The following is a 25757-nucleotide window of genomic DNA, read 5'->3' as shown; positions in this document are numbered from 1 at the left end:
TTTTAGCCAACGTCACGACCTTCCCGGTGAAGCGGGAGATTTTGGACATAGAGCATCCGCGGTTTCCCGCTTCACCTTCCTAGATTTAACGGTCGAAGTCCGTGCTGTCTGGCGATTCACCAGAGCCGTATTAATGAAAACGATGAAGGAGAATCCCCATTTTCCGTATTTATAGCAAAAGACCCATCAGACGGTGAGTCCCTCTGTCCCTGGGAAGTATAATTATGGATCTAGTACCCTGGCTAAGCAGGAAGAGCAGTTGCTCAAGATATACCATGTTTGATGAGTCCAACAAGTTATCCGGCTGGTTAGCGCGAATGCTTCGATCAGTTCAATTGACCTTGAATCTGATCTACGAGAAACCAGTTCTCGTATGGTATCAACATTAGTGTCCTACTTCGTGATCGCTGAGACCCTCGAGAAGGGCATTTCGATCGGTTCGAAGCGTTGTCGCCGATATCTCGGCTACATCAGCAATCGCTCGTTGAGTGAGTCGATGATCGAGTTCTTGTGCTGCCTTGTAGAGACACGCTGCAGCGAATCCGTGAGGGTGTCGGCCAACCGTAATTCCGCTCGCTTCTGCCAAATCGGCTAACTCGATCGCTCGGTAGCGTACGTCGCTTGGAACCTGCAGCGTCGTTGCAAGTCGCGGAAGAACGTTCTGCGGACGTGGGACGGGTATCGGTAACTCGAGTTCGGTATTCATTGCGGTATATGCACACTCCAGTTCTGTCCGGGAACATCGGGCGTCGCTACTGATCTCACCGCGTGTTCGTCCGAGTCCATTGCATCGACACACCGTGTACACGCTCGCAGCTGCGATACTGTCGAGTGATCTCCCTGAACAGAGATCCCGAGTCTGGGTGCGTCGAAACAGGGTACATGCCTGTTCGCGAATCGATTCTGGCAACTCGAGAACGCTCACGAGTCGGCGGACTTCGCCAAGGCCGTACGCCAGATTCTGCTCGCGTTTCGAGCGCCATTGACTACGTCGGTGTTGACGGCGGATTCGATTGAGTTGGCGACGCTTTCGTTTCGGGATCGTGTTTCCTTGTCCGTCGGTCCACCACCCGATCTCAGTCGAAAGACCGCGATCGTGGCGACCTGCAGTGAGGGGTGCACCAGTTCGGCGTTGGTTTGATCCCTCAGGACCGGTGAACCACTCAGGACCGTAATCAAGCAACTCTTCACGAACGATCAGGCCGCACTCGCGACAGTGCGTTTCGTGATTGAGCGTAATGAGGGGACCACTGCATTCCAGACACGATGTCCTCAGTTCTGTGTTTCTCTCTCGATCGAAGCGATCGCTATCCGCATCTCTTGTAGTCATACTAACTCGACGAGGCCTGTATTTACTCACCCCGTCACCCCTCTTGGGGACATAAACTGTCTCGGAAACGCTATCGAAGTCAAACGCTAGGAATGGTGTGGCCGAATAATTGTGATAACTCGGCTACTGTTGACGCATCGATAACTCTGTTGAAACCCCAATCGACAGATACTGGTACAATGTGCGATCAGTTGCGTCGAGAGAACAGTTAGGGACACTATATGACTGAGGCGACTCTTTCAGCGATTGGGACGATATAATTCGCTCAGACACTAAATTATTAGTTCAGCGGCGACCAAGAGTAGCCAATGAGCGACCGGTCATCAGTGTGGTCCGACGAGATGGATGCTGCAGATCGCGTAAGGCACGTGGCAGTAACCCGAACTACACCACGGAACGCAGGCTGGATTGCTGAGGAAGCAGCTGTTTCAAGGGACACCGCTGTCAAATATCTTGAGCGGATGGCCGACCAAGGCGATCTCGAGGTCGTAGAAACAGCCGACGGAACGTGTTACAAACCAGATAACGTTACACAGTTTCTTCGTGAAGTCCGGACGCTTGCCGAAGAAGAGTCGGTAGACGATCTTACTGCGGAACTGCAAGCGATCGGTAACGAAATCGATTCGTGGAAATCGACCTATAATGTTGAATCGCTCGAAGAACTTCGACAGAGCATTGGAAGCAACGATCTCTCACCCGACGATCGAAGTGAACGCCTCGATATAATCGAGGAGTGGGAGTACAATGTTCAGATTCGCGAAGCGCTTCAGCTCGCAATCAGTCTCCAAAGTTCGCTCACGAGGCTCGATACAGATACACAGATCGAACATCTCAACTCGGAAACGCTCCCGCAAGAAGGCTGAGACGAACACATGGTGATATTTCTTGCAGGCGGCCGGGGTTTCACCCGGCGCGAAGGACTTCGTCGTCTCAAAGAACGACTCGAAAAGTTCTCAAAAAGCATTGTCAGGCCCAGCGACTCGCACTTCGGATGGAGTGACGAGGACACGAAATAGTCCAACTGTAAATCTAACCTTGAGGTCGTCGCTCGCCGAGTCGACGAGTTGCTCAAGCGCTTCGATATCGATCACTCGGTGCAGTTGATACTCGTCACGATCGAGTCCCTGCGCTTCGAGCGCGTCGACGATTTCGAGGAGGAGAGTCCGATCACTCATCCTCATTCACCTCATCAACAACGTCGATAATACTCTCCGCCGTCGAACTGATCCGATCGAGACGTTCGAAGATGGCCTCCGGCTCGTCGCCTTGCCACGCAGCAAGGTAGAACGCCGACCCGCTCGTATCCAACCCGAAGTATCGCCCGACGATGTAGCCGACCGCTTCAGCCTCGAGTTCCCGTTCCGAGCGATATGTCTCATCCCCAGTATCACCGTGCAACAGTGCGTGTGCGTACTCGTGTATGAGCGTCACAGCGAGATCAGCGCTGTTCTCCCGGTCACGAACCTCTATCAGGGGTCGTTCCACAGGAGCGCGATACTGACAGACGCCCTTGGCGTTACCGTGAGCCCATTCCACGGGAGGAACGACCTCGACGTCCACCTCGAGCAACAGCGCTCCCTCGAGGAGGTGTGACGCCACCTCGTCACCTTCTCCGATTGCCTCGGTCTCGAGTTCGGGGAGTGACTTTCCTTTTGTCTGCGAGATATCGAAGACTGGTGCTGGCCGAAAGCCGACGAGTCCTTTCTGCCATTCACCGGGATCGGTCTCGTCGTACTCACACTCGCTTCGGTCGTGATACGATAACGAGTTTCCACATTCGGGGCATTTTCCTCGCGATGATCGGTGCCCAGATCCAGATTGCTTTCTCGCCTTCTGTCACGTGCCGATCGAACTCGTTTTCCCACGTTCGATAGCCGGCGATATGCGTCGCGTGCGGACACTGAAGTTTGATCAACAGCGTGTTCCGAGGGGAGTAGTCGTGGAACACACTCTGGACATCGAGCCATTGTTTGAACTGCTCGCTCGAAATGGCGTCGTCAACCTCCTCAACGAGTTCCTCGAGCCATGTTTCGATCGTGCTGTGCATCTCGTCGTTCCGGGTGCTCGAATCGTCGAACGTCTCCCGGGTGCAACTGCTCGTACTCATGATTGAAACGGCACTTCTCGACTCATACTCGAGAAGACCGCTGCCCGTCAGCGGGTCTCAAAAAATCGGCGTATAGTTAGGACGGATTTGACGATGGGGAGAGATACCTAATCGTACGGCTCTGTTTAAATCCAGCTCTCAGATATGTTTTATGTGAAATACACGTTTACTACACGTATGCACTGAGCACTATTCGGCGAGAGACGTAAGTAGAAAGCAGTGAACCAGTAAACATGATGCTAGTGGATCAGTGCCTCGGTTCGGTTCCGAATACCGATGGTCTCTCAGACAGTCCCTCTCACGTTGAGAGAGGTGTCACATGACTATCCGCTCGTTTCCGTCTCTCATTCGCAGTCGCTCAATTCTCACCCGTACTCGACTCCGGACCGTGTTTGCGATCCTTATTCTCATCTCGGCTGCTATCGTCGCTGTTGCGGCATCGAATGGGATCTCGACGGCGTCGAGAGACGATGTTCCAGACGCCCCTCCGACAGAGAACCATACGGTCGTCACCGAATCGGGACGGGTGGGAACGATTACTGCATATGCGCCGAGCGGAGAGGTCATTTACTACAACAATTCACGGACGAAGTACTTCGATGTCGATCCCGTTGAAGACGATCCACTAACCATCGAGTACGTGGCGACGGACACGATCCATACGGAGGGCCCGACATGCAGTAGCCCGCCGTGTGCCTTGAACGTCATCGAACGGGTCGACCTCGAGACCGGTGAGGTCGAGGTCGTTTATGAGCGGTATGATCACAAAGAACGCGCAGCCGAGTGGCACGACTCGGCGCGAATCAACGGAACGCACGTTGTCGTCGCTGACATGGTTTCCGATCAGGTATTCATCGTCAATACGGACACAGAGATCGTCGAGTGGCTCTGGGACGCTCAGAGCGACTTTTCCGTGGAGAGCGGGCATGCGTATCCTCGTGACTGGACGCATCTCAATGACGTCGAGTACATCGAAGACGGCGAGCACGAAGGTCGAATCATGGTCAGCCTTCGGAATCACGATCAAGTCGTTTTCCTCGATCCGGCGGAGGGAGTGGTCGCAGACTGGACGCTCGGAAGCGAGAACGACTACGATATCCAGTACGAGCAGCACAATCCCGACTATATCCCAGAATCACGTGGGGGTCCGGCCATCGTGGTCGCCGACTCAGAGAACGGGCGCGTCCAGGAATTCCAGCGTGAAGACGGTGAGTGGACCCAGACTTGGCAGTGGACGGATGACCGCATGCAGTGGCCTCGAGATGCTGATCGACTTCCTAACGGAAACACGCTGATCACCGACACCCACGGCAATCGCGTCATGGAAGTCAACGAGTCCGGCGATATCGTTTGGCAGGTCGAATCGATGCTTCCCTACGATGCTGAACGTCTCGAAACGGGCGCTGAAAGCGCGAGCGGTCAGAGCGCACGAGAACTCGATCTCGAATCCCGAACAGGGACTGAAGACGACGGAAATGGCGGCTTCGAATTCAGTCCGTTCGAATTTCTCGGTGGGCTTCTCGAATCGATCCTCCCCCACCGGATCTACAACGCCATGATTTTCGTCGCACCGGTCTGGGTCGGCAAGACCGAAGCCGCCTCCATTGCTATCGGGCTCGTATCGGGGCTAACTTGGGCCGGTCTCGAAATCAAGTGGTGGCTTCGCAATGCAGACATCGCGTTCCGCCTTCCCATCACTCGCGAGCAAGAGTGATCTGACCGAGGCCGCTACTGATCCGGAGTATTTCGGTCACGGTTGGATCGGGGAGAGCGACCAGCCAATCAAACGTCTTGCCGTTCAACGTTCACCGACTGAGGACGGTTCGAGAAGGACATCCACCGCCATACGACGCGCGCGCTAATCGCACTGAGTGACGTAATAATCAGAAATGAACAAAAATACCATGGCTTTGACTGAACTACTGTGAGTCCCCTCGTGGAAGCAGGTATGATACCGACCGCGAGCAAATAGAACGTAGTGAGGAGACCGAGAGACGACCGGCGGTACCCGTGCCAGTAGAGGATACCGATGAGAATACCCGAGAGCAGTCCGAGTTGGCCCGAATGAAGTTCGGGGATCGTACTGAAAATCGATGAAAGGACGGTCTCAACGGTAGCCATATGTATATCTCGATTACCGGCACCTGTACTATGAATTGTCCTGCAATTCGACATCCAATATAATGCGTCGGATCATGTCAATACCAGTACTACCTTCTTTCAAATGCGATCAATGAAGTACCTGTACTTACCGTTCGTCGGGTAGTCACAGAGTTGTATGTGAACCGTTCTCTGTGGGCCCTACTAATAACCATAGCGAAAGCCCGGCAGCGAGCGGCTCTCAGCCGTGAGCAGCCCGGAACGTGGAGGTGGGTGGGGCGGCGGGTAGTGGGTAATCGGGTTCCAGCAAAAAAGAGACCGTAACAGCTACTCCCACCACTGACCGCACTCTGGGAACACGATTTCTGACCATCGAGTCAGCGCGAGCGAGCATCGTCCATTGTACCAGTTCTTCGCAGCCGCCCTGAACCGCACCCGCTCACCCTCACAGACCATCGTCTGTCTACTCTTCGACCAGATCGTGAACTTCGTTCGCCCCGTCTCGTCTTCGATCAACCCCACCTGTTGGATCGCCGTACTCGAGGGTTCCCACAGCTCGATCACACGGCCTTCTACACTGACCTCACCTCGCCTGATCGCCTCGAGTTGCCCGATCGGCACGATCGTTCCTGCCTCGTGTTGCATCTCCTCTTTCGTCGCCATTACTGCCTCGAACAACTCCGTACCCTCGAGGACCCGACTCCCGATCCGTTTCGCGATAACTGCTCGCGTGTAGCCACCGCGAACGTCCTTAGCCAACCGCTGTGCCTGCCGATTGATTTCTCCTACTGTCGCTCGCTCGAGTTTCTCACGGGGATCATCTCGTTCGTTCCTCCGCTGGTCATGACGCGCCTGTTCAACCACCGCTCTCGTTCGTTCCGCTCGTCCCTCCTGTCGACCGAACGCCGCCTGTTCACTGATTCGCTCGAGTTCTTCCTCTCTGGCCCGAATTCGTTCTTCCTGGACGAGAGTCGCACCGTAGATCCGCTCATCGCTCGCGTCGACGATTTCCTCTGGGTGGTTTGCATCTACTTTCGCCTGAATCTCCATCTCGACCGTGGGCCGAAACTCCGGGATCTCATCGACGATATCCGGGTGCTCCGTTCGAACCGCTTCCTGTTCATACGCCTGTTCATCGACCGAAACGATCTTGCTAACCGACTTCCTACTAGACATTGGGTTAAACTCCAAAGGCGCTCACTCGGCGTCTTTTCCGACACCACGACTCTCCAGCCCTGGCTCTCGTCGTACTCCATCAGTTCCATCACACGCGTCTCGCTCGCGCCTTCGCAAGCGCCCGTCAGGGCGCGAGCGAGACGCGCCAATGTCCGAGCCAACCAGCAACCGCGCGTCGCTTCCACCGGCGCGAGCGTCCAGTTTTAAGCCGTTTTCGCGTCTGAGCGCGAGCGAAGACCGAAAGCGCGCTTAATACTGGTGTCCGAAGAGCGTGAGTGAGCGGAGGGCAGAAGCGACGAGTGGTGCGAGCAGTTCACGCCGAGGATAACATACAGGCTATGACCGCTGAACACCCACCATAGGTGGGGTCCAACGGGCGAGTGCAGTCGACGAACCCCGACGACGAAAGCACCGCAGCGAAGCGAGGAGCGCAGCGAGTCGCGGGAGTCGACTGTGCGAGGGGGTTGGAACGGTCACTCGTCCCTGCGATATTGCTCGTGTATCTGTCCAAGTCTTTCTTGGAGACAACTGCTTCAAATAGGTCTGAACCAAGCCGCTCGCCTAATTTCAGATGATCTCATTGAGATCGTCGAGGTCGAACAGTGACCAATTATCGTCGAGGTCGTCACCGAGACCGTCGACGAATCCACTTTTCGAGAAGAGGGCGAACTGCTCGGAGCGATCGGTTGGCCCCCATCGGACGCTGTCCGCCTTTGCTCGAAGGTCTGCAACGAGTCCATGGCCGACCGGGTCACTGGTCCATTTGCATTCGGCAAGGAGGAGACGGGTATCAGCGGGGGCGAGACCGACGATGTCGATCTCTTCTTCACCGTACCACCAGCGTCCGACATCGGAGTACGACGCAAGGTCGCCGTGTCTGACCAGCTCCCAGATGGCCTCTTTACAGATATCTTCGAACGTCGCTGCGACGTGCATCGGTAGATCTGGCTCGATGGTACCGTCGAAAACGACTGACGTACTTTTCATCTCTCTCGAGCCGTCGTATTGTACCACGCGAAGCAAATCTCAGGACGTTCGAGGATGGCTTTTGGCTTGTCGCCTTCACACGCAGCGAGATAGTAACACAGAGCAGTTCGTATCGAGCCCGAAGTACTGCCCGACGATGTAGCCGACCGCTTCGACCTCGAGTTCTCGTTTCGAGCGGTCGATCTCGTCATCAGTATCACTGCACAACAGTGCGTGGGCGTACTCGTAGATGAGCGTCACAGCGAGGTCAGCACTATACTCCTGGCCACGAACCTCCACCGGTGGTCATCCAAGGTATCTATCGTTCGTCCCAGGTGGGGCTCTCAACGGTCGGAAATTCTCTTTTCGCTATTTGCGGCGGATTATAGTATCGTGACTTGATATCGTAGTATCCGAACTCCGGCGGGACACGAGTGCAAGCCTCTGCCAGATTCGCGTCGGCCGTGTGAGTGATGACACGAATCCGGGTGTTCTGCTCGAACAGTCGAACCGCTAATGCGACTAATGCCGCGTCGGTCCAGTTGTTCGTCTCTGGGTACTTGCTCTGGTGGTTAAGAAACTCGTCCGCGACGAACCGTGCTTTCTCGACCGGACCAGCGCTGGGATCGAAGCCGTCAGATCGGTTTCCAGGGAGTGGTGTCGCCACTCGAAGCCATCCGTCCTCGATAGCCGCATCAAGATACGGGTTCGCTGGCGAATCGGTGGTTCCAGTATCTGCCAGTTCGTGATAGACCGCTGCTGGTACCCAGATCTCCGTCCCAGCTTCCTCAATGGTACGCTTAAGCGACTGTAAGTGCGGATTGGGATGTTTCCCCAGGTTCCGAAACATTACCGTGTCCGCGATATTTGCAGTATATACCCTCGTCATCACGGCTACTCGTCAAAGAGTTCGTCGAGTAGATTACTCTCTTCGTCGTTGAAATCGTCCGGTGTGTATGTCGTCGGGGCCGAATTGTCGCCACCGAGGTCAAGAATCGAATAGAACGCTTCGACGAGATCGTACGTGGTTCCAGTAGAGAGGTCTATAAGCTCGGCTATCTGTCGGATCGTGACGTCTCCCTCGCTGTGTGCATTCACGAGATCGTGTGCGAGTGCGAACGTGACGAGGCCGTGGTCGTCAAGAACGCGCTCGATAGCTGGATACTCGTCTTCATGCGCGATGATTTCGACGAGTTCGGGTGTAATCAAGACCTCCGTGTTGCGAACTGTCAGCGTCAGCTCAAACTCCTCGGCGGCGTATACAGCAGTACCGGCGTCGTCTCCAACCTTGCTAATCAAGCCAGCTTGCTCCAGCTTGTGGAGATAGTCGTAGACAGTCTTTTTCGAGACCGTTGTCGTTTCGATGAGTTCCGGGCCGGTCGTCGTTTCTGCACGTCTGATCGACGTATAGAGGGAAGCAAGATCTGTGTTGTCGAGTAACTCCGTGAACGTCGGAATGCCAGTGATCGGACTCGGGGTTTCCCCAGCGTTTCGCACGTGTTCCGTGTCGTAGCTCATGTTGTATTGAGTTACGAAACTAGAAACCATAAGCGTTTGCCACGGGAACGAATACAATGGCTATCACATTCACTAGGCTCACTTTCATCTTCCGGCTTTGGGAGATAAGCATGCCCTACTGAGTGAACCGCCTCGGGGTCAAGCCCCGAGGCACTCGCCTTGCTTATTTGTAGATGATTCAGTTCACCCAGAGACAAGACTGTCTCTGCGAGTGACCGTGAGTTGCCTCGTAAAATCGAATCTGGACCCAGAGTTGTTTCTTCCTTTCGAACAGACAGAATATCAACGGATTCCCGATACCTATTTAGTATCTTTATTCCTATGGTAGGTATATTGAAAGTCATGGTCTCAGAGGTGTTCACGTATACGACAACATGAGCGCTATCTGTGCTAGACGTGAGTGACCAATGCCAACAGAGAAAGATACGACGCCGATTACGGAGGAGACAACTACATCTCTCGAGAACTCGAGTCCAGCCACTACTCAAGACGAGACGACCAGTGACTCGAGCACACAGGGGCGCGATGGAGGAGTCGCGGATTCGCCAGTCCTCGAGTCACGGACGTATATCGAGATTCGTCCGTCGACGAAGCACCTCACTGCCACAGCGGTCTCACAGGCAACGACGCTACTGTACGAGAGCCTGCGCGAACTCTCGCGCTCGAGCGTCTGGTCGTCTGTTCGAAACGGAACCCAGCAACCGGTCGTCGAATGGCTGCTCGTTGCTGACGGGCGATCGGATACGAGCGTTCGGTATCTCGTCGGCACGACACACGAGGCATTTCTCGACGACCTCGAGGCGATCCTTCGGACGTGGTTTCCGAACACGTACGAATTGACCCGAGTTGAGTGGCATCCGCGAGATATTGAAGCGTCTCTGTCAACCCCGCGAGAAAACGATCGGTTGACGCGGAAAGATGCGGATAACGATCCCCTTGATACTCAAAAGCCGTATGCAGCCGGTGTCGAGTATCGCGGGACTGCTGAAGTTCGTCAGGATTGGCAAACCTCGCTCACATCGTTCGATGCGATCCCTGACCGTTCCACACAGACGCGATCGGATACTCATGGATCGAAATCCCGTCGCATCCCACTGGCGACGCTCGTCGAAACGCTCTGTAATTCGGCTGTCCCCGTCGCGTATCAAGTACTCTGTCGGCCGATCGGCGATCAGCGCGCAGACGCAGAACAGTACCGCTACGATCTCGAGCGTAGCCTTGTCACGCCCGCAGACCGTCTCCTTGGGTTCGTCTTTCCACGATCAGACGAAAAACTCGAGACTACGTATCTCTCTCCTTCATATCGGGATCGGCTCGCCGATCTCGAGACGCGTGATCTCAGACGAACGTTCTGTCTCGCGGCGCGGGCGGTGGCGTTCGCAGACGAGCACGATCGAGAGCAAGCCGAGGCGGTCGTTCGCAGACTCGCGAGCGTATTCGGTCACCTCAGTGGTCCGTTCCACACGATTCACGGACACGTTATCACGGATGACGACCTCCATGCAGGGCCGGTTCCGCCTGCGAGCCAACTCTTCGACGCGATCCGCGAACGCTCCTGTCCCGACCCGACGTACGACTCGCTCGGAAGCCGCCTTCCGTGGAAGCCACATGAGAGCGCTGGAATCATCGTCTCGCCCGACGAACTCCCCGGATTCTGCCTGATCGATGGTTCCGGGCTGACTCCGACTGGCCAACGAGCACTCGGTGCTCGACGATCCGAACGAACCGGTCTTTCCTTGCCGTCACCGGATCGCCTCGCTCGCTACACGGGACCCGGCCAGGCGTTCTGTCTGCCGTTGACTGATGACCGCCACCCCTACGAGAGTCCGTTCGTCCTTCCGCCATCACTGCAGGATAGACATCTCTTCGTCGTCGGCGAGACGGGTTCAGGAAAATCCGTCCTCACGACTGGTGCGATGCTTTCAAACGTGGAGGCGACAGACGGCCCGGAGATCCTCTTCGATTACAAGGGTGGGGGAACGGCCGAAGAGTATCTCCAAGCCCACTACGCGTCACACGGCGACCTCGAGGGCGTCCGCTACTTCGACCTCACCACGATACTGCCCGCACTGTCCATCTTCGATATTAGACCGCTACTCGACGCCGGTCTCTCACGCGAGGAAGCACGCTCGAGAATCGCAGGCCACTACGAAGAAATCCTTGCGGGGCTGATGGGCGAAGAACAGTACTACGGAGCGACTGAATCGACGAAGGCGATTCGAAATCACCTTCGAGCACTGTACGATCCGATTCACGGCTCCGATGCCGTTTCGCACAAAGACCTCTACCGAGCGCTTCAACGCACGCTGGGCGATCGAACGCCACCACCGACTTCGGACGATCGTCTCACCGAGTACTTTGCCGGGTTACTCGAGCGCGATCGAGACGTCTTCAACATGGTCCTCGGCGGTGCCGTGGCTCGAGTCGAGATTATCGCGACCGACGACCGACTCGCACCACTGTTTGATCACGTCCACCATCCTCACCCAGACGAAGATGATTCCGACGGTGACCGAGTCGACCCCCACTTCGATTTCATCGATATTATCGACGATGACCGCGTCATCGTCTTCGATTTCGGTGGCATGGAAGAGCGGATCAAACGCGCCCTCACGCTCGTCTTGCTCTCGAATCTGTGGACGGCACTGAAAGCTCGAGCAGAAGCTCCGGAGACGCCTGAAACACCACCCCTGGTCAACGTCTATCTCGAGGAGGCCAAAGACGTCGTCGCGACGCAACTGGTTGATACCCTCCTCTCGCAGGGACGATCGTTCGATCTCTCACTCATGCTCGGCGTCCAATTTCCGAGCCAACTCGACTCACCAGATCCGTCGAACCAGACGTACGAGGAAGCGCTCAACGAGATCGGAACCTTCGTCGTCGGCAACGTCAGTATTGAAGACGATCTCGCGAAGGCGCTTGCGACCGACGACGTTCCACCGGAGAACGTCGCCAGGCGGCTTGCAGCGATTCGCCACGGCGAGTGGCTCGTTCGCCCTGCGGCCGAGTTCGGATCACCCGTCCCACAGCCGTTTCTCGGTCGATCACTCCCTGCCCCCGACGGTCATCCGGTAAGCGACGCGCCGCTCGCCGACGAGCGTGCTGAGGCATTCAGCACAGTGTTCGAACTGACCGCTCTGGAAACGTGGAACGAAGCGGGACTCAGTTACGAGACCGCTCCGTCACAGAGGAATCGACCGGGCGACGAGAACAGTTCGAGAGAAGACGAACCCGAAGCGGAGTCACTCCGCGTCGATTCGTTACTCCCTCATACGAAGCGACTCCCCGATTGCGTGAGCTACGACGAATCGATACACGCCATCTGTTGTGATGCGTGTGAGAACCGCTACGACCCGGCCATTGACGGCATGAAACGGGCGATTGAGTGTTGTCACACGCTCTCGGATGTCAACTCTGACGATATCCCCGTTTGCGATGTCACTCTCAAACTCACACCCGAAGAACGTGCCTCCGTCGAATGGAGCGACCGTCAACTGCTCTTCTTACAGGCGGTGTACAACGCCCAGCAACTCCGCTACGATCCCCTCGAGTACGATCTCCTTCACGACTCCATGCTCAGACTACAGGAGTACGTCGGGATCGAATCCGACGAAATCTCCCCGCTACTCGAGGCCGACCTCCTGAGACACGATACGGATCACCCACACCGTCTCTACAGCGTTTCTTCGGAGGGCCGGTCTACGATCGGCGAAAGCTATCGCAAGGGCGTCGATTACGGCCACGGGATCGGTGATCTCGACGAATCCAGTCAACATATCTTCGGGATCGAGGTCACCCACCAGTATCTCGAGGAAGCGTACGCAGAGAATCCCCAATCGAACGTCACCGACGTGATCCCGTATTACGAACTCGATGATCAGCACCGGCTCGATCTCGCAGGTGTGAACGCCGATGGGGAAATCATCGTCACGGCTGAAGTCGAACGGATCAACCACGATAGACGACGCGCAGTGCCCGAAGACTTCGACAAGATGGCCGCCTGCAAACCCGAGGCTGCGATCTGGGTCGTTATGAAACAAGCCGACGGTCACAAAATACTCTCCGCGCTCAACGACCCCCTCGAGGGCACACCTCGAGTCGAGAAAACGTATGCAAAGACCACGCCACCCCAACAGTTCCGAATCGACACGCCCGGAATGACGGCAGTCTACCCCGCAGAGTGGCTTCGAGACCACTCCCCGGAACCGGATCTATAGCCTCCCGTGTAGAGTCGTCCGTAGCGTCTCGATAGCTGAATCGAGTCCGAGTCCGGATTCGAGTGCCGTTCTGGATCCATACGGTGTTTCGTAGCCATTCTCACCTCGAGAGGCCATGTACACCTCAGAGACGCGATGGTCTATTGTTCATAATCGGCTTATTCATCCGCAATGGTACTGTGAGATCCCTTTTGAGGACGAACTAGGCGGGGGGCAGCTCGAGCGACGTGTCACCTCTTAGATCGCCAAATCGATCTCCGTCGCTCGAGCCCCTGGTTGTAAATTAACCATCGCGGTTCTATTCTCGACAACCTTCTAATCGCATGACTGTGGTGGGGACGACGACTTCTACAGAATCTATTGTTCGACCCTCTATGGACCCTGCCAGATGATGATCCTGGAATCGAGTGCCCAATCGAACGCAGACTCATCCGCCTCTCGAGCGTCTTCGGAATCAACCCCGCTCACAATCGCCAGACGAGAGCCGATTATGACTCAATAACCCTCTCGTTTCAGCTACCTTCAATGGCCTGTCCACCGCTCCATTTGCATCTCCTCCTCTCCTCGAGACTCGTTTCAAGCTAGCTACTCGAGGTTGACAACACCTGCTCGAGTCAGACCAGATTTTTGACCGTCTCTTGCTCCGTTCCTAGAATTCTGTTCTATTGCCGCACAGCAGTAACTTGCGGGGAATAACGGTGATTATGAACGTCACTATTGCAGCACGGATCAACGATGGCAGTCTGTAATTAGGTATCCACTGAGTGATCTTCAGTATGGGATACTGTATCTGAGGTAACACAAGTCCACGTACGATGCTTGGGGTTCATCGGACAGTTGTGCCCGATTAGATGACGATCGAGACGACGCCACCGCCGACGATCGCGAGCCCGCCGAGACCGAAACAGACGAGCCAGAACGGCACGCGATCGACGACCCGCATGAGTACGTCGATGGTGAGATAGCCGACAACTGCACTCAGTCCGACCGCGACCACCGCTGGGACGGGATCGATGCCGGGTAGTCCGCCAGCACCGGCGACGGTGAGGGCGGCCGCGCCGAGACTCGCGGGAATCGACAGCAGAAACGAGAGGCGGAACGCCGCCGGCGGGTCGTAGCTGCGGAACAATAACGCACTGGTCGTCACACCCGACCGCGAGATGCCGGGGAGAATCGCGACGCCTTGGACGGCCCCGACCAGGATCGAGTCCGGCAGCGTCGGCGCGTCGCGGACCCCCATCGACACCGACTCCGAGGCGAGTTGGAGGACTCCCGTCAGCACGAGCAAGACGCCGATAGCCGCGATGAAGACGCCGCCGGTGAGCTGGCTAGCGAGGTCGACCGCGTAGACGTACAGCGGAATGCCGACGAGTCCGGTCATCAACGTGGCGACGACGACGTACGACGGGATGGCGTTCTCGCCACGGTACGCATCGCCAGGCCGCCAACCAGGCACCGCACGGATGGCCGTCGCGATGTCGTCCCGGTAGTAGGTCGCCGCCGAGAGCGTCGTCCCGACCTGCAGGAACAGCGCCAACTGCACCGCGACCGCGGGATCTGTCCCGGCGAGTGTCAAAAACAGCGAGAGGTTGCCCTGACTCGAGACGGGGAGCCACTCGACGATTCCCTGGACGATCCCGGCGAGGATCGCGACGATCAGATCGACACGACTCACTGGTATTCCTGCGCCATCGCTATCACTTAAATGACCGCGATTCGACTCGGCGGCCGAATAGAGCGCCCCTCTCCAGCGTGATCATTCGACCGTCACGCTCTTCGCGAGATTCCGCGGCTTGTCGATCGAGCGACCGAGCAGGTTCGCGACCCAGTAGGCCACCAACTGCAACTGGACGTTTGCGAGCACCGACGCACTGAGGTCGTCGACGGCGGGAATCTCGAGGACGTGATCGGCGTACCGGGTCACGTCAGACTCGCCGTCAGTGATCGCCACGACGGGCGCGTCGCGAGCTTCGACTTCTTTGACGTTCCCGATCGTCTTTCGGGCGGTCTCGCCGTCGCCGGTGACGATCGCGAAGAGCGGCGTGTTCTCGGTCACGAGCGCGAGCGGGCCGTGTTTGAGTTCGCCGGCGGCGAATCCCTCCGCGTGCCGGTAGGTGATCTCTTTCATCTTCAGCGCGCCCTCGAGTGCCACCGGATAGTGATACCCCCGTCCGACGGAGAAGTACGCGTCCGCGTCGACGTACGCCTCGGCGACCGCCTTGGCATCCGTCGTCTCGAGGATTGTCTGGACCTGACCTGGAATGTCTCGGAGTGCCTCGAGTTCGGCACGCGTCGGGTCGTCGCCAAGTTCGAACGCCAGCAGCGCGAGCGCGAGTTGCTGGCTCGCGAACGTCTTCGTCGCGGCGACGCCGATCTCCGGGCCGGCCCTGATGTAGAGGACGTGATCGCACTCCCGTGCGGCCGAACTCGCGACCGTGTTCGTCACCGCGAGCGTCGTCGCCCCGGCGCGAGCGGCCTCGCGCAGGGCGCGCAACGTATCGGCGGTTTCCCCGCTTTGGGTCACCCCGACGACGAGCGTGTCCTCATCGACGGGAACGCGATCGCTCGCGTACTCGCTGGCGAGAAACGCCTGCGCGCTCACGCCGCTGGCCCGAAGCCGCTCCGCGCCGAACATCGCCGCGTGATAGGAGGTGCCACAGGCGACGAACTGGACCGGCCCGTCATGGTCGATTTCGTCCAGTTCCTCGAGATCGACGGTCCCCTCGAGTTCGTCGATCCGGCCGCGGAGACACTGGCGGAGAGACGTCGGCTGCTCGTGGATCTCCTTGAGCATGTAGTGGTCGTAGCCGCTTTTCTCCGCGTCTTCGGGATCCCACGCGACCGTTTCGATCGGTCGGTTGACGGTCTCTCCTGTCTCGTCGGTGACGACCGCACCGTCGGCGGTCAGCCGGACGAAGTCGCCGTCCTCGAGGTAGCAGACGCGATCGGTGTGCTCGACGAACGCGGGGACATCGCTCGCGAGGTACGTGCCGGTCTCGCCGAGGCCGACGACGAGCGGCGAGTCCTGCCGGGCCGCGTACACCGTCTCCGACCCGTCGAAAACCGCGGCGATCGCGTAACTGCCCTCGAGTTGGTCGATCGCCGACCGGAACGCCGTTTCGGCGTCCGCACCGCGGTCGAGGTAGCGCCCGATCAGGTGGGGAACGACTTCGGTGTCGGTCTCACTCTGGAACGTGACGCCCGCATCGACGAGGTCGTCACGTAGTCGCTGGTAGTTCTCGATGATTCCGTTGTGGACGACGGCGACGCGCCCCGCCTCGTCGCTGTGTGGATGCGCATTGGCATCCGTCGGCGCGCCGTGGGTGCTCCAGCGCGTGTGGCCGATCCCGACTGATTCGCCCGCGAGGTCGTCTCGGGGAACTGCCTCCTCGAGGGCCGAGAGTTCGCCGGCAGCCTTGTGGACCGCCATCGACGGAGTCGGCACGGCAAGTCCGGCAGAGTCGTAGCCGCGGTACTCGAGCGTCGAGAGGCCGTCGAGGACTACGTCGACGGCGTCGTCACCGCCGGCGGACCCGACGTATCCGACGATTCCGCACATCGTTACTGCACCTCGGTTCCCTCTTCGACCGTCCCGCGAACGGTCGTTCCGGCGTTGACGACGGCGTCGGAGCCGACGATCGTTCCCGGCGCGTAGGTCACACCACCCTCGTCGCGAACGCGATCCGCGAGCAGCGCGCCCAGTCGCTCGTCCTCGTGGACGCGGTCGCCGACGCGGACGTCTCCGGGCCCGCCGACGACGGTCGACCCGGTGCCGACCCGGACGTTGCGGCCGGTGACGCAGTCGACGAGCGTCGCTCCCGAGCCGACGCGCGTGTCGGCGTCGACGACGCTGTGCTCGACGACGGCGTTCGCCCCGACCGTCACGTTCTCGCCGAGCGCGACGTTGGGTCCGACGACGGCACCGGGGCCGACGACGCAGTCCGCCGAAATCACGGCTGGCTCGACGATCGTCGCGGACTCGTGGACCCGCGCGGTCGACGACACCGTGCTCTCGATCCCGTCCGCGCTCTCGAAGAGAGTCTCCGTGACCTCGAGCAGGTCCCACGGGTACGTCGCGTCGATCCAGATCCCGTCGGAGGTGACCCCGCGGACGGTCTCCTCGGCGTCGACCGCGTTCGCGATGCCGTCGATGAGCGAGTACTCGTTGAGGTGCGGCTCCGGCCCGTGGAGATAGTCGAAGAGCTCCGGTTCGAACGCGTAGACGCCCGCGTTGAGCTGATACGATCGGTCGTCACGGGGTCGCTCGACAATGGTCTCGACGGTGCCGTCGTCCTCGCAGATCACGCCGCCGTACTCGCCGACGTCCGCATGTCGAATGAGCCCGAGCGTCGCGAGCGCGTCGTCGTCATCTTCGTGGGCGTTGCGGACGTCTTCGACGATCCGTCCGGCGACGAGCTGGTCGCCGTTGAGGACGAGCCGCGGCTCCGAAACCGCGGACTCGGCCGCCAGCAGCGCGTGGCCGCTGCCGAGTTGCTTGTCCTGGACGACGTACTCGAGAGCGGCATCGCGGTACGTCGAGCCGAAGTGAGACTGAACGTGGGTGTGGCCGTAGCCGACGACGACGGTGATGTCCGTGATGCCGGCGTCGACCAGCGCATCGAAAACGTGCTCGAGAATGGGTTTGGTCGCCGCGGGAAGCATCGGCTTCGGTCGATGCTTCGTCAGCGGCCGCAAGCGGGCCCCCTCGCCCGCCGCGAGAACTACTGCAGAACGGATACTCATGTCGACAGTGACAGTAAGGCACTACTATCAGTGTTGTGGCTCGGGTTTCGTCTCTCACTGACTTTCGAGTCAACCGCCGTTCGGAAGACGTGCTGGTCCGTTGTGAGAAAACGGCTCTTCCCTGACTCGAGTTCTCGGCCGTGTTGCGCTCTGCGGGGCTTACCTCAGCACGTTCGAAATAGCGGCCCGCGTTTCCGAGACGAGGTTCTCGAGCAGCGCTCTCGACGGCCGAACGGTATCGGTCAGTCCGACACTCTGGTCGGTAAACAACCCGCTCGTCGATCCGATGTCGGTGATCACTGCCCGCAACGATTTGCGTAGGGGTACCTATATATCAGTTGTGAGCAAGAACATCGTGATGTTATTCGGGATCACCTCGAGCAGCAGCGGAAACTGACCGATGTCTCGGGAGCCGGTGTCCTCGACCGTGAGGCGCACGACAACGTGAAAGACGATATCGAACAGTTGAGTGAAGGGGGGCTCTCGAGATTTGATGATGGAAATCTGTGACATGTCATGACGGACCGCCCAACCCCGAAATAGCCGTCCGTGTCTCAGAGACAAGGTCCTCGAGCAGCGCACCGGCCGGTTGCACCTCGTCGGTAAGCCCGACGCTCTGGCCGGCGAACAGCGCCATCTCCTCGATCTCGCCGTCGACGGCCGGCGTCGCGAGCGCTTCGTCGTACCGTTCGATCGGCTCGCCGCTGCCGTCACCGTCGTCGGTCCGGGCGATGACATCGTTCTCGCCCGGCCGTTCCCCCGCTGGCGGCTGTCCTTCACGATCCCAGCGCTCGAGCGTCTCATTGCACAATACGCGGTGTGGGGTTCCGGGCCAGCCCTTGTCGAAGAGGGTCGTGTGCTCGGTTGCGGTCTCGTCGCTCTCGCGGAGTCGCCGCTGATACTCGTCGTGGACAGCCGCCTCCTCGGTCGCGACGAACCGGGTGCCGAGCCACGCACCGTCCGCACCGAGGGCCAATACGGCCGCGATTCCCCGACCGTCTGCGATCCCGCCGGCCGCGACGATCGGGACCTCGTCGCCCACTGCGTCCGCGACGCGAGGGACGAGCGCCGTCGTCGCCACCTCGCTCTGGACGTGACCGCCCGCCTCGAGGCCCTGCGTGACGATCACGTCGACGCCGGCATCGACGGCATCGCGGGCCTGCTCCGCACTGCCGACGGTCTGGGCAACAATTGCGCCCGCGTCGTGAATTCGATCGACGTAGGGAGCGGCCTCACCGAACGAGAGCGTGACGATATCGACGCCTTCCTCGAGAACCGTCTCGAGGTGCTCGTCGGTGTCGACGATCGTCGTCGCGTCGTCGAGGACGAGGTTGACCGCGAACGGCTCGTCGGTCCGCTCGCGCGTGTCGTGGATCACCCGGCGGGTCTCCTCGAGATCGCGCCACGTGACCGCGAGATGGCCGAGTCCGCCGGCGTTCGAGACGGCGGCCGCGAGTGCCGGCGTCGTCGCGCTCCCGATCGGTGCCTGCACGATGGGGTACTCGATCCCGAGGGTCTCACAGAGTCGAGTCCGGAGCGCCGTCTCACCGCTCATGCCTGCCGTTTCTCCTTGTCGAGTACGCGAACGTTCTCGATTCCCGTTTCGGGATACTGGCCGTCGTCGTCTTTCTCGACCGCCTTGACCATGTCCCAGACGACGTTCAGGCCGGTCGTCACGCCCTCGAGGGCCTCCATCTCGCAGCCCGTCTTGCCAGTGGTCTCGACGCCGACCCGGACCTCGATCCGGTCCTCGGCGAGCGAGAACTCGGTGTCGACGTTCGTGATCGGGATCTGGTGGCACATCGGGATCGTCTCCCACGTGTGCTTGACAGCCTGAATCGCGCCGATGCGAGCGGTCGCGAGCACGTCACCTTTCCCGACCTCATCCTCGCGGATCGCCTCGACGGTGGCGGGCCGGAGGCGGATCTCTCCGGCCGCGACCGCGCGACGATCGCTGTCGGGTTTGTCGCCGACATCGACCATCTGAACGTCGCCCTCGTCGGTAGTGTGTGTGAGGTCGTCGGCGGCGCGTTCGCCGTCGCTCGCGTCGAGCGCATTGGCAACCGACTCGTCGCTTGCGTCGTCGTTTTCACTCATTCGAATCACCCCACAGAGCCGCCGGAATCTCGTCCAGCATATCCGACGCGAGGAGCCCGTTTTCCTCGGTCTCGGCGAGTCGCTCGCCGGCGAGTCCGTTGACGTACGCACCCGCCGTCGCCGCCTCGAGCGGGTCGGCGTGCTCGAGCAGCGCCGCGACGATGCCGGCGAGCGTGTCGCCTGTGCCGCCGACTTTCATGCCGGGGGCGCCGGCTCGGCTGATCCGGGTGCGTTCGCCGTCGGTCGCGACGTCGTCGACGCCCTTCGCGAGCACGACGTGGCCCAGTTCGGCCGCGAACGCCTCGATTTCGTCGACTACATCCCGAAGCGAGTCGGCGTCTGGACCGCCCATGCGGGCGAGTTCGCGGCGATTGGGCGTACAGACCAGCGTCGCCTCCGTCTCGAGGTCGGGGACGACTTCGAGCGCGTCGGCATCGATGACCGCCGGCCCGGTATAGGACTCGAGGAACGCGCGGGCGGCCTCGAGAGTTTCGTCGGCGGTGCCGAGGCCCGGGCCGAGGACGACGATATCGTCGTGGCGCTCGGCCGTGTCGACGAGGTCGTCGACCTGCTCCGGGGTGAGCCGGTCGCGCTCGTAGGGCTGGACGATGAGGTCCTCGGCGTAGCCCTGGATCTCGCCGGCGACGGAGTCGGGCGCGGCGACGAAGGAGAGTTCTGCGCCGGCTCGAAGCGCCGCCTGCGCGGCGAGTGCCGGTGCGCCGGTGTAGGGGCCGCCCCCGATGACGAACGCGCGGCCGTCACGGCTATCCGGGCGAGCGAGGTCGACGTCGCCGGGGCCGGCGAACCGCTCCGCCGCGGCCGGAATCCCGATATCTGCGACCGTCACGTCGGCCGCGAGGGCCTCGAGTCCCGGCTTCGCGTCGTGGAAGGTGACGACGCGGTCCGCTTCGACGCCGTTCGCCGCGTGGTCGCCCGCGTCGGCGTCGAAGCCCGAGGGCACGTCGACCGCGACGACGGTGGCGTCGGCATCGTTGATCGCGTCGGCCGCGGTCGCTGCGGGCTCTCGAAGATCGCCGCTGATCCCCGTCCCGAGCATCGCGTCGACGACGACATCCGCATCGGGAAGGGCGAACTGGCTCGAGTCCGTGATCTCTCGCGTGTCGTACTCTGCCCGCTCGAGGGCGTCCCAGTTCTCGCGGGCGATGTCTGTGCCGATATTTGACGCGCGACCGAGCAGGAGCGTCGTCACGTCGTATTCGTCTAGAAAGCGGGCGGCAACGAACGCGTCCCCGCCGTTGTTCCCGCGACCGGCGACGATGGCGACTCGAGCGCCGGGATTGGCCGCCTCGCGGACCGCGCGGGCGACGGCGTTTCCGCTCGATTCCATCAACTGCTTTCGCGGCACGCCCAGCGCCGCGGCGTTCGCGTCGACGGCGGCCATTCGCTCGCCTGTGATCATGGGTGAGGGTTCGACGGGACGTCCGTTCAACGTTGCGGACCCCGTCGGAAACCGGGAACGCAGTGAGGCGGCAGAGCCAATTCGATCGAGTCCCTATCGCCGCTGTGAACGTCTTCTGGCTCGACGAGGACCCGCGGCTCGCAGCCCGCTATCACTGTGACCAACACGTCAACAAGCTGCTGCTCGAGGCCGCACAGGTGTTGTGTACCGCGGCTCGCGAGAACGGCTACGAGGCGGACTTTCTCTACAAGCCGACCCACGTCGATCACCCCGTTACGAAGTGGGCGACAGCGTCGCGGGCGAACTGGCGCCGACTGCGGACCCACGCCGAGGCGCTCAACGCGGAGTTCGTCGAGCGCTACGACAAAGACAGCGACCACGCGAGTTGGGAGGTTATCGACCGTATCGATCCCGCTGCGATCGCGTTCCCGGCCGAGGAACCGACGCCGCGCCCGCAGGCCATGCCCGACGAGTACAAACGACCCGACGACCCGGTCGCCGCCTACCGCGCCTACTACGCCGGCGAAAAGGCCGACTGGGCGGAGTGGCAGTACACCGAGGAACCGCCGTGGCTCGAGGCATACCTAACTCAGCCCGAGTAATTCTCTCAGTCGGAGCGTGACGGTCTCAACCCCCACGGACCCGGGGTCACTGCTGTCGGTCGGCGACCGTCGTCCCGTGAGCCCACGCCCCGTGCGAGAGTTACTCAATAACGATTGTTAGTTTGTTATACCAAAACTATATTTCTGAATTCATAAATAGCCGCAGTTCATAGGCGATTCATGGACACAGTCGAATCCGACGACACCCTCGAATCCGCCCCTGCCGACTACCCCGGCGTCCCGCTCGAGCAGTCCGAGCCGGAGCTCTACCTGCCGGGGACGCCGACGGCTTCGTTCCTCGAGTACGTCGACATCGCCGTTCGAACGCTGTTTCGCTGAGAGAATCTGCGGGCGCAGGTCAGTACCGAATCTCGAACCCGTCCTCTCCTTGCGGCTCCTCGTACTCGGTCTCGACGCTCTCGACGTCGGCTGCCGGACTCCCTGTGTGACACCACTCGATCAGTTCTTCGACGGCATCCTCGGGCCCCTCGAAGACTGCCTCGACGCGGCCGTCGTTCAAGTTCTTCACCCAGCCGTCGACGCTGGCCTCGCGGGCCGTGTCGCGAGTGTTCGCACGGTAGTAGACGCCCTGTACCGTTCCCGAGACGAAGACGTGTGCGCGAGTTCGGTCCGCCATGTGCGAAGCCTCGGCCGCGACCGCCAAAAATCCGGCTCCGAGAGACGGGGCGAAGCGACAACAGGAGGTTTCTCGAGCCCGTAGCATTCCCAGTGACGGGACGGCATCGAGACGGCGGGTACCTCGAGTGCGAGGGCGGGGAGCCGCGGGTCGTCGCCGACCCTCTCGCGACCGAATACGGCTCTCGGGCACAGCCGCTGCAGCGAGATCAGACGACGCCGGGTGAGTTCTGCTGATGGGGATCATCGATCGCTTCGAGGACGAGTACGTCGACATCTCGAGCGGCCGTGCGTCGATTCGAGAGCTGCTCGAGTTGCTCGTCGGCGCGGTACTGTTCGTCGTCGGCGCGAGCGCGTTGACGTACTACTTGCTCGGCCAGCGGACCGCGCTCTGGGTCGCGGGGATCCTCGTCGTCATCTTCATGGTCACGCTCGTCTCGCAGGCCTACTGGGCCGTGGCCGGCCGCGAGGATTACGAGTAAGGCCAGATCGGCGGTCACGTCGGTTCCTCGTAGCGGCGAGCACCGACGATCATTCGGGCGGTGAGCCCGAAGACGCCGACGACGAACGCGAGCCAGACACCCTCGGTAGCCTCGAACGGCTCCGCGTATTCGACCGCGGCAACCAGCAGGACGAGCGCCGCGACGTACAGCGTGTTGGTGCCGACGAAATCCGCCAGCCCCTCCTCGTCGGTGACCCGGTCCGGATCGTAGCCCGCGATCAGTCGGACCATCCCGAACCATTTGATCAGGATTCCAAGTGCGCCGATGAGCCCCGCGGTCGCGAGGAGCGGGAGGACCGATTCGGTGGTCATACGAGAATATTGACAATCCATTCACAAAATCGTTCCGCGGAGATCCGTCTCGGACTGACGGGCGTCATTCCCCGGTTCGAAGGTGATGGAAAACGTATGTTTGGGCGTAGCCGGCGTACTCGCCGCCCAGTCGGTCCCGGAGCGCGCGAGACGTTTCGGCGTAGGACCCGCGGTCGCAGTCGGGAAAGTAGTCCTCGATCGCCGACTTGATCCACGTATCGAGCGGTACGGCCTCGTCGAACTCGAGCGAGAAGAGGAGCACGCAGTCGGCCACTTTGTCGCCGACGCCGACGAATTTGGTGAGGTACTCCCGCGCGGCTTCGTACTCGAGGTCGCGCGCGTCTTCGGGATGGGCTTCGCCGCTGGCAACCATCTCGACGGTTCGGACGACGTACGGGGCGCGGTAGCCGAGCCCGAGTTCGCGGAGTTCTGCTTCGGTCGCGGTCGCGAGTTGGTCCGGCGTCGGGAACGCGTGATAGGTTTTCCCGTCGACGGTGATTTCGTCGCCGTACTCGCCGGCAAGCGTCTTCACCATCGTGTGAATGCGCCCGACCCGCATCTGTGCCGAGCAGATAAACGAGATCAGACAGCCGAAAGAGGGATCCTGCACGAGGCGCATCCCGCGGTGGGCCTCGTAGGCCTCGCGGAGCAGTTGGTCGTCCGGCCCGGCCGCGACGATCGCCTCGAGGTCGTCGTCGAGGCGCAACAGGCGGCGCACGATCGGTTCGGCGTCGACCGTCGACTCCCACTCGAGGCGGCCGTCGCGGGTCCTGACGCGGATCACGTCCCCCTCGACGACGGTCGAGTACCACGCGTCGGGTGCGGGCGTCCCGCCATACATCTCGCCGTCGTCGCGCCGCCAGAGGTAGCTCTGGCCGCTCTCGAGCGTGCGATACAGGTCGAGTCCGCCGGCGAGGTCGTCGAGTGGGATCGTCCCCGTCTCCATTCGTTCGAGCCTTCGGGGGCGCGGGCTTTTGCCTTTCGAACTGCCCGGCGTCGCGCCGTCGGGTCGATTTCGCCGGTCGACGCGGTGCAGTCGCCCGTCGTCGGGCGAACCTTCTTACTGTAGGGCATACAACGTCTGTGTATGGATTGCAGGGTCGTCGTCGAAGCTGCCGTGCCGATATTCGACGTTGAAACGGAAGACGAAGCGATCCGTATCGCCATCTCGAAGACGGGCGAGATGTTGAACCCTGACCTCAATTACGTCGAGATTAACATGGGCGAGCGAACCTCTCCATCGGGCGAGGAGCTCCCGCCCGCGTTCATCGCGGCCGACGAAGCACTCGTTGCACTCGAGTTGGAGATGACCGTCTTCAACGTCGAGCGCGAGGAACACGCCTCGCGCATCGCGCGCAAAGAGATCGGACAACTCCTTGAGAACATCCCGCTCGAGGTCATGCAGATTGACGTCATCGAAGACGAGGACGGCGAAGAAGGCGACGAGAAGTCGGACGAAACCGACGAGTCAACGGACGCCGAGCAGGCGGACGACCGGGCCGAGACGGGGAGTGACTCGGACGGCGACGCCGACGATGAGGACGAAGAGATCCTCCCCGAGTTCGAGGACCTCGTCGAGTAATCCGCGACTATCTACTCACGAACGGTTCCTACTTTCCGTCTTCCTCTCTCGAGAATCTGGCCCGCGATGAGTAACTGCTATCATCGTCGATACGTCTCCATCCAGAAACGAGTCTCGCCAGTAGGGACTGTGATCGATCGGAGGATGCGACGAGTTGCTCAGTCTGCAGTGGCGGCGACTGCTTCCTGCTCTTCTTCCCGCATGTTCGTCGTAATTCCCTCGGCGATTGCAAAAACAGCGGCTTTGTGGTCAGTCTTCGATTTGTGAATCGATGTCGGCCGGATGCCTTTCGACTCGTATTTCTCGAGGTCAATCTGACAGTCGTTCCACTCTGCGCACTGATTCGATACCTCCGCCAGAAGGCCGTGAAGGTGAATGAGCTCCTGCTTCTTCATAACCATCCACTCCTACCCACTGCAGGGTTATATTATTATCTTGAGTCGCGTTAA

General features: G+C 60.1%; 24 protein-coding genes and 3 pseudogenes. 7 read left to right on the top strand and 20 right to left on the bottom strand.

Features of this window, described 5'->3' with window-relative positions:
- Positions 1-385: 385 nt before the first annotated feature.
- Positions 386-1330, bottom strand: coding sequence for a transcription initiation factor IIB (locus ACJYUO_RS10840; RefSeq protein ID WP_494345375.1), 945 nt, complete (start codon positions 1328-1330; stop codon positions 386-388).
- 308 nt (positions 1331-1638) lie between these two features.
- On the opposite strand from ACJYUO_RS10840, the gene ACJYUO_RS10835 reads away from it, so the two are divergent.
- Positions 1639-2193 carry a DUF7342 family protein gene (locus ACJYUO_RS10835; protein ID WP_494345374.1) on the top strand — a complete coding sequence of 185 codons (555 nt, stop codon included), beginning with the start codon at positions 1639-1641 and terminating at the stop codon, positions 2191-2193.
- 90 nt (positions 2194-2283) lie between these two features.
- On the opposite strand, the gene ACJYUO_RS10830 is transcribed toward ACJYUO_RS10835, so the two are convergent.
- Positions 2284-2505: a HalOD1 output domain-containing protein gene (locus ACJYUO_RS10830; protein WP_494345373.1), complete on the bottom strand. Its 222-nt coding sequence runs from the start codon at positions 2503-2505 to the stop codon at positions 2284-2286.
- A pseudogene (locus ACJYUO_RS10825) lies at positions 2498-3437 on the bottom strand (DUF955 domain-containing protein). Before ACJYUO_RS10825 ends, ACJYUO_RS10830 begins: the two are co-directional and overlap by 8 nt.
- Before the next feature lie 319 nt (positions 3438-3756).
- On the opposite strand from ACJYUO_RS10825, the gene ACJYUO_RS10820 reads away from it, so the two are divergent.
- Positions 3757-5151 (top strand): arylsulfotransferase family protein, encoded by a 1395-nt coding sequence (locus tag ACJYUO_RS10820; RefSeq protein WP_494345372.1) that lies wholly within the window; start codon positions 3757-3759, stop codon positions 5149-5151.
- A gap of 68 nt (positions 5152-5219) precedes the next feature.
- Here ACJYUO_RS10820 and ACJYUO_RS10815 read toward each other — a convergent pair whose 3' ends face one another.
- From ACJYUO_RS10815 to ACJYUO_RS10790, 6 genes and pseudogenes are all read right to left on the bottom strand, one after another.
- Positions 5220-5558: a hypothetical protein gene (locus ACJYUO_RS10815; protein WP_494345371.1), complete on the bottom strand. Its 339-nt coding sequence runs from the start codon at positions 5556-5558 to the stop codon at positions 5220-5222.
- Between the two features lie 306 nt (positions 5559-5864).
- A complete protein-coding gene (locus ACJYUO_RS10810; protein WP_494345370.1) occupies positions 5865-6713 on the bottom strand; it encodes a DNA-binding protein in 849 nt (282 codons plus the stop codon).
- A gap of 567 nt (positions 6714-7280) precedes the next feature.
- Positions 7281-7730: pseudogene (locus ACJYUO_RS10805) on the bottom strand (DUF234 domain-containing protein); the annotation flags it as partial.
- Positions 7697-7985, bottom strand: a pseudogene (locus ACJYUO_RS10800) (hypothetical protein); the annotation flags it as partial. The pseudogenes ACJYUO_RS10800 and ACJYUO_RS10805, both read right to left, overlap by 34 nt.
- A gap of 13 nt (positions 7986-7998) precedes the next feature.
- The gene (locus ACJYUO_RS10795) at positions 7999-8568 is read right to left on the bottom strand and encodes a PIN domain-containing protein (protein ID WP_494345369.1); all 570 of its coding nucleotides are present in this window, start codon (positions 8566-8568) and stop codon (positions 7999-8001) included.
- Between the two features lie 5 nt (positions 8569-8573).
- Positions 8574-9197, bottom strand: a complete 624-nt coding sequence (locus ACJYUO_RS10790; RefSeq protein WP_494345368.1) for a transcriptional regulator — start codon at positions 9195-9197, stop codon at positions 8574-8576.
- Positions 9198-9604: 407 nt separating this feature from the next.
- Between ACJYUO_RS10790 and ACJYUO_RS10785 the strand changes: the two genes are divergently transcribed.
- Entirely contained in the window at positions 9605-13414 is a 3810-nt protein-coding gene (locus ACJYUO_RS10785; RefSeq protein WP_494345367.1) for an ATP-binding protein, read from the top strand.
- A gap of 847 nt (positions 13415-14261) precedes the next feature.
- Here the strand turns inward: ACJYUO_RS10785 and ACJYUO_RS10780 are convergent.
- The 7 genes from ACJYUO_RS10780 to ACJYUO_RS10750 form a co-directional block, all read right to left on the bottom strand.
- Positions 14262-15089: an undecaprenyl-diphosphate phosphatase gene (locus tag ACJYUO_RS10780; RefSeq protein ID WP_494345366.1), complete on the bottom strand. Its 828-nt coding sequence runs from the start codon at positions 15087-15089 to the stop codon at positions 14262-14264.
- 81 nt (positions 15090-15170) lie between these two features.
- Complete coding sequence (glmS, locus tag ACJYUO_RS10775; protein WP_494345365.1) at positions 15171-16973, bottom strand: glutamine--fructose-6-phosphate transaminase (isomerizing); 1803 nt, start codon at positions 16971-16973, stop codon at positions 15171-15173.
- A gap of 2 nt (positions 16974-16975) precedes the next feature.
- The gene (locus ACJYUO_RS10770; RefSeq protein ID WP_494345364.1) at positions 16976-18157 is read right to left on the bottom strand and encodes a sugar phosphate nucleotidyltransferase; all 1182 of its coding nucleotides are present in this window, start codon (positions 18155-18157) and stop codon (positions 16976-16978) included.
- A gap of 327 nt (positions 18158-18484) precedes the next feature.
- Positions 18485-18670, bottom strand: a complete 186-nt coding sequence (locus tag ACJYUO_RS10765) for a hypothetical protein (protein WP_494345363.1) — start codon at positions 18668-18670, stop codon at positions 18485-18487.
- A 1-nt stretch (position 18671) separates the two neighbouring features.
- Positions 18672-19712 (bottom strand): NAD(P)H-dependent flavin oxidoreductase, encoded by a 1041-nt coding sequence (locus tag ACJYUO_RS10760; RefSeq protein WP_494345362.1) that lies wholly within the window; start codon positions 19710-19712, stop codon positions 18672-18674.
- Complete coding sequence (moaC, locus tag ACJYUO_RS10755; protein WP_494345361.1) at positions 19709-20254, bottom strand: cyclic pyranopterin monophosphate synthase MoaC; 546 nt, start codon at positions 20252-20254, stop codon at positions 19709-19711. Before moaC ends, ACJYUO_RS10760 begins: the two co-directional genes overlap by 4 nt.
- Positions 20247-21674, bottom strand: coding sequence for an NAD(P)H-hydrate dehydratase (locus tag ACJYUO_RS10750; protein ID WP_494345360.1), 1428 nt, complete (start codon positions 21672-21674; stop codon positions 20247-20249). Before ACJYUO_RS10750 ends, moaC begins: the two co-directional genes overlap by 8 nt.
- Positions 21675-21778: 104 nt before the next feature.
- On the opposite strand from ACJYUO_RS10750, the gene ACJYUO_RS10745 reads away from it, so the two are divergent.
- Together ACJYUO_RS10745 and ACJYUO_RS10740 are read left to right on the top strand one after the other, a co-directional pair.
- Positions 21779-22276 carry a hypothetical protein gene (locus ACJYUO_RS10745; RefSeq protein ID WP_494345359.1) on the top strand — a complete coding sequence of 166 codons (498 nt, stop codon included), beginning with the start codon at positions 21779-21781 and terminating at the stop codon, positions 22274-22276.
- A gap of 180 nt (positions 22277-22456) precedes the next feature.
- Positions 22457-22615 carry a hypothetical protein gene (locus tag ACJYUO_RS10740; protein ID WP_494345358.1) on the top strand — a complete coding sequence of 53 codons (159 nt, stop codon included), beginning with the start codon at positions 22457-22459 and terminating at the stop codon, positions 22613-22615.
- A gap of 19 nt (positions 22616-22634) precedes the next feature.
- Here the strand turns inward: ACJYUO_RS10740 and ACJYUO_RS10735 are convergent, their stop codons facing one another.
- The gene (locus ACJYUO_RS10735) at positions 22635-22913 is read right to left on the bottom strand and encodes an acylphosphatase (RefSeq protein WP_494345357.1); all 279 of its coding nucleotides are present in this window, start codon (positions 22911-22913) and stop codon (positions 22635-22637) included.
- 235 nt (positions 22914-23148) lie between these two features.
- On the opposite strand from ACJYUO_RS10735, the gene ACJYUO_RS10730 reads away from it, so the two are divergent.
- Complete coding sequence (locus ACJYUO_RS10730; protein ID WP_494345356.1) at positions 23149-23394, top strand: hypothetical protein; 246 nt, start codon at positions 23149-23151, stop codon at positions 23392-23394.
- A 14-nt stretch (positions 23395-23408) separates the two neighbouring features.
- On the opposite strand, the gene ACJYUO_RS10725 is transcribed toward ACJYUO_RS10730, so the two are convergent.
- Together ACJYUO_RS10725 and ACJYUO_RS10720 are read right to left on the bottom strand one after the other, a co-directional pair.
- Positions 23409-23726, bottom strand: a complete 318-nt coding sequence (locus tag ACJYUO_RS10725) for a DUF3784 domain-containing protein (RefSeq protein WP_494345355.1) — start codon at positions 23724-23726, stop codon at positions 23409-23411.
- A gap of 64 nt (positions 23727-23790) precedes the next feature.
- The gene (locus tag ACJYUO_RS10720; RefSeq protein WP_494345354.1) at positions 23791-24672 is read right to left on the bottom strand and encodes a DNA-3-methyladenine glycosylase family protein; all 882 of its coding nucleotides are present in this window, start codon (positions 24670-24672) and stop codon (positions 23791-23793) included.
- A 141-nt stretch (positions 24673-24813) separates the two neighbouring features.
- On the opposite strand from ACJYUO_RS10720, the gene ACJYUO_RS10715 reads away from it, so the two are divergent.
- Entirely contained in the window at positions 24814-25308 is a 495-nt protein-coding gene (locus ACJYUO_RS10715) for a DUF555 domain-containing protein (RefSeq protein ID WP_494345353.1), read from the top strand.
- A 158-nt stretch (positions 25309-25466) separates the two neighbouring features.
- On the opposite strand, the gene ACJYUO_RS10710 is transcribed toward ACJYUO_RS10715, so the two are convergent.
- A complete protein-coding gene (locus tag ACJYUO_RS10710; protein WP_006431330.1) occupies positions 25467-25703 on the bottom strand; it encodes a UPF0058 family protein in 237 nt (78 codons plus the stop codon).
- Positions 25704-25757 lie beyond the last annotated feature (54 nt).

The organism is Natrinema sp. CRL1, from assembly GCF_059162405.1.
Note: the sequence above shows the minus strand (reverse complement) of the source record. Positions and strands in the feature narration are given on the sequence as shown.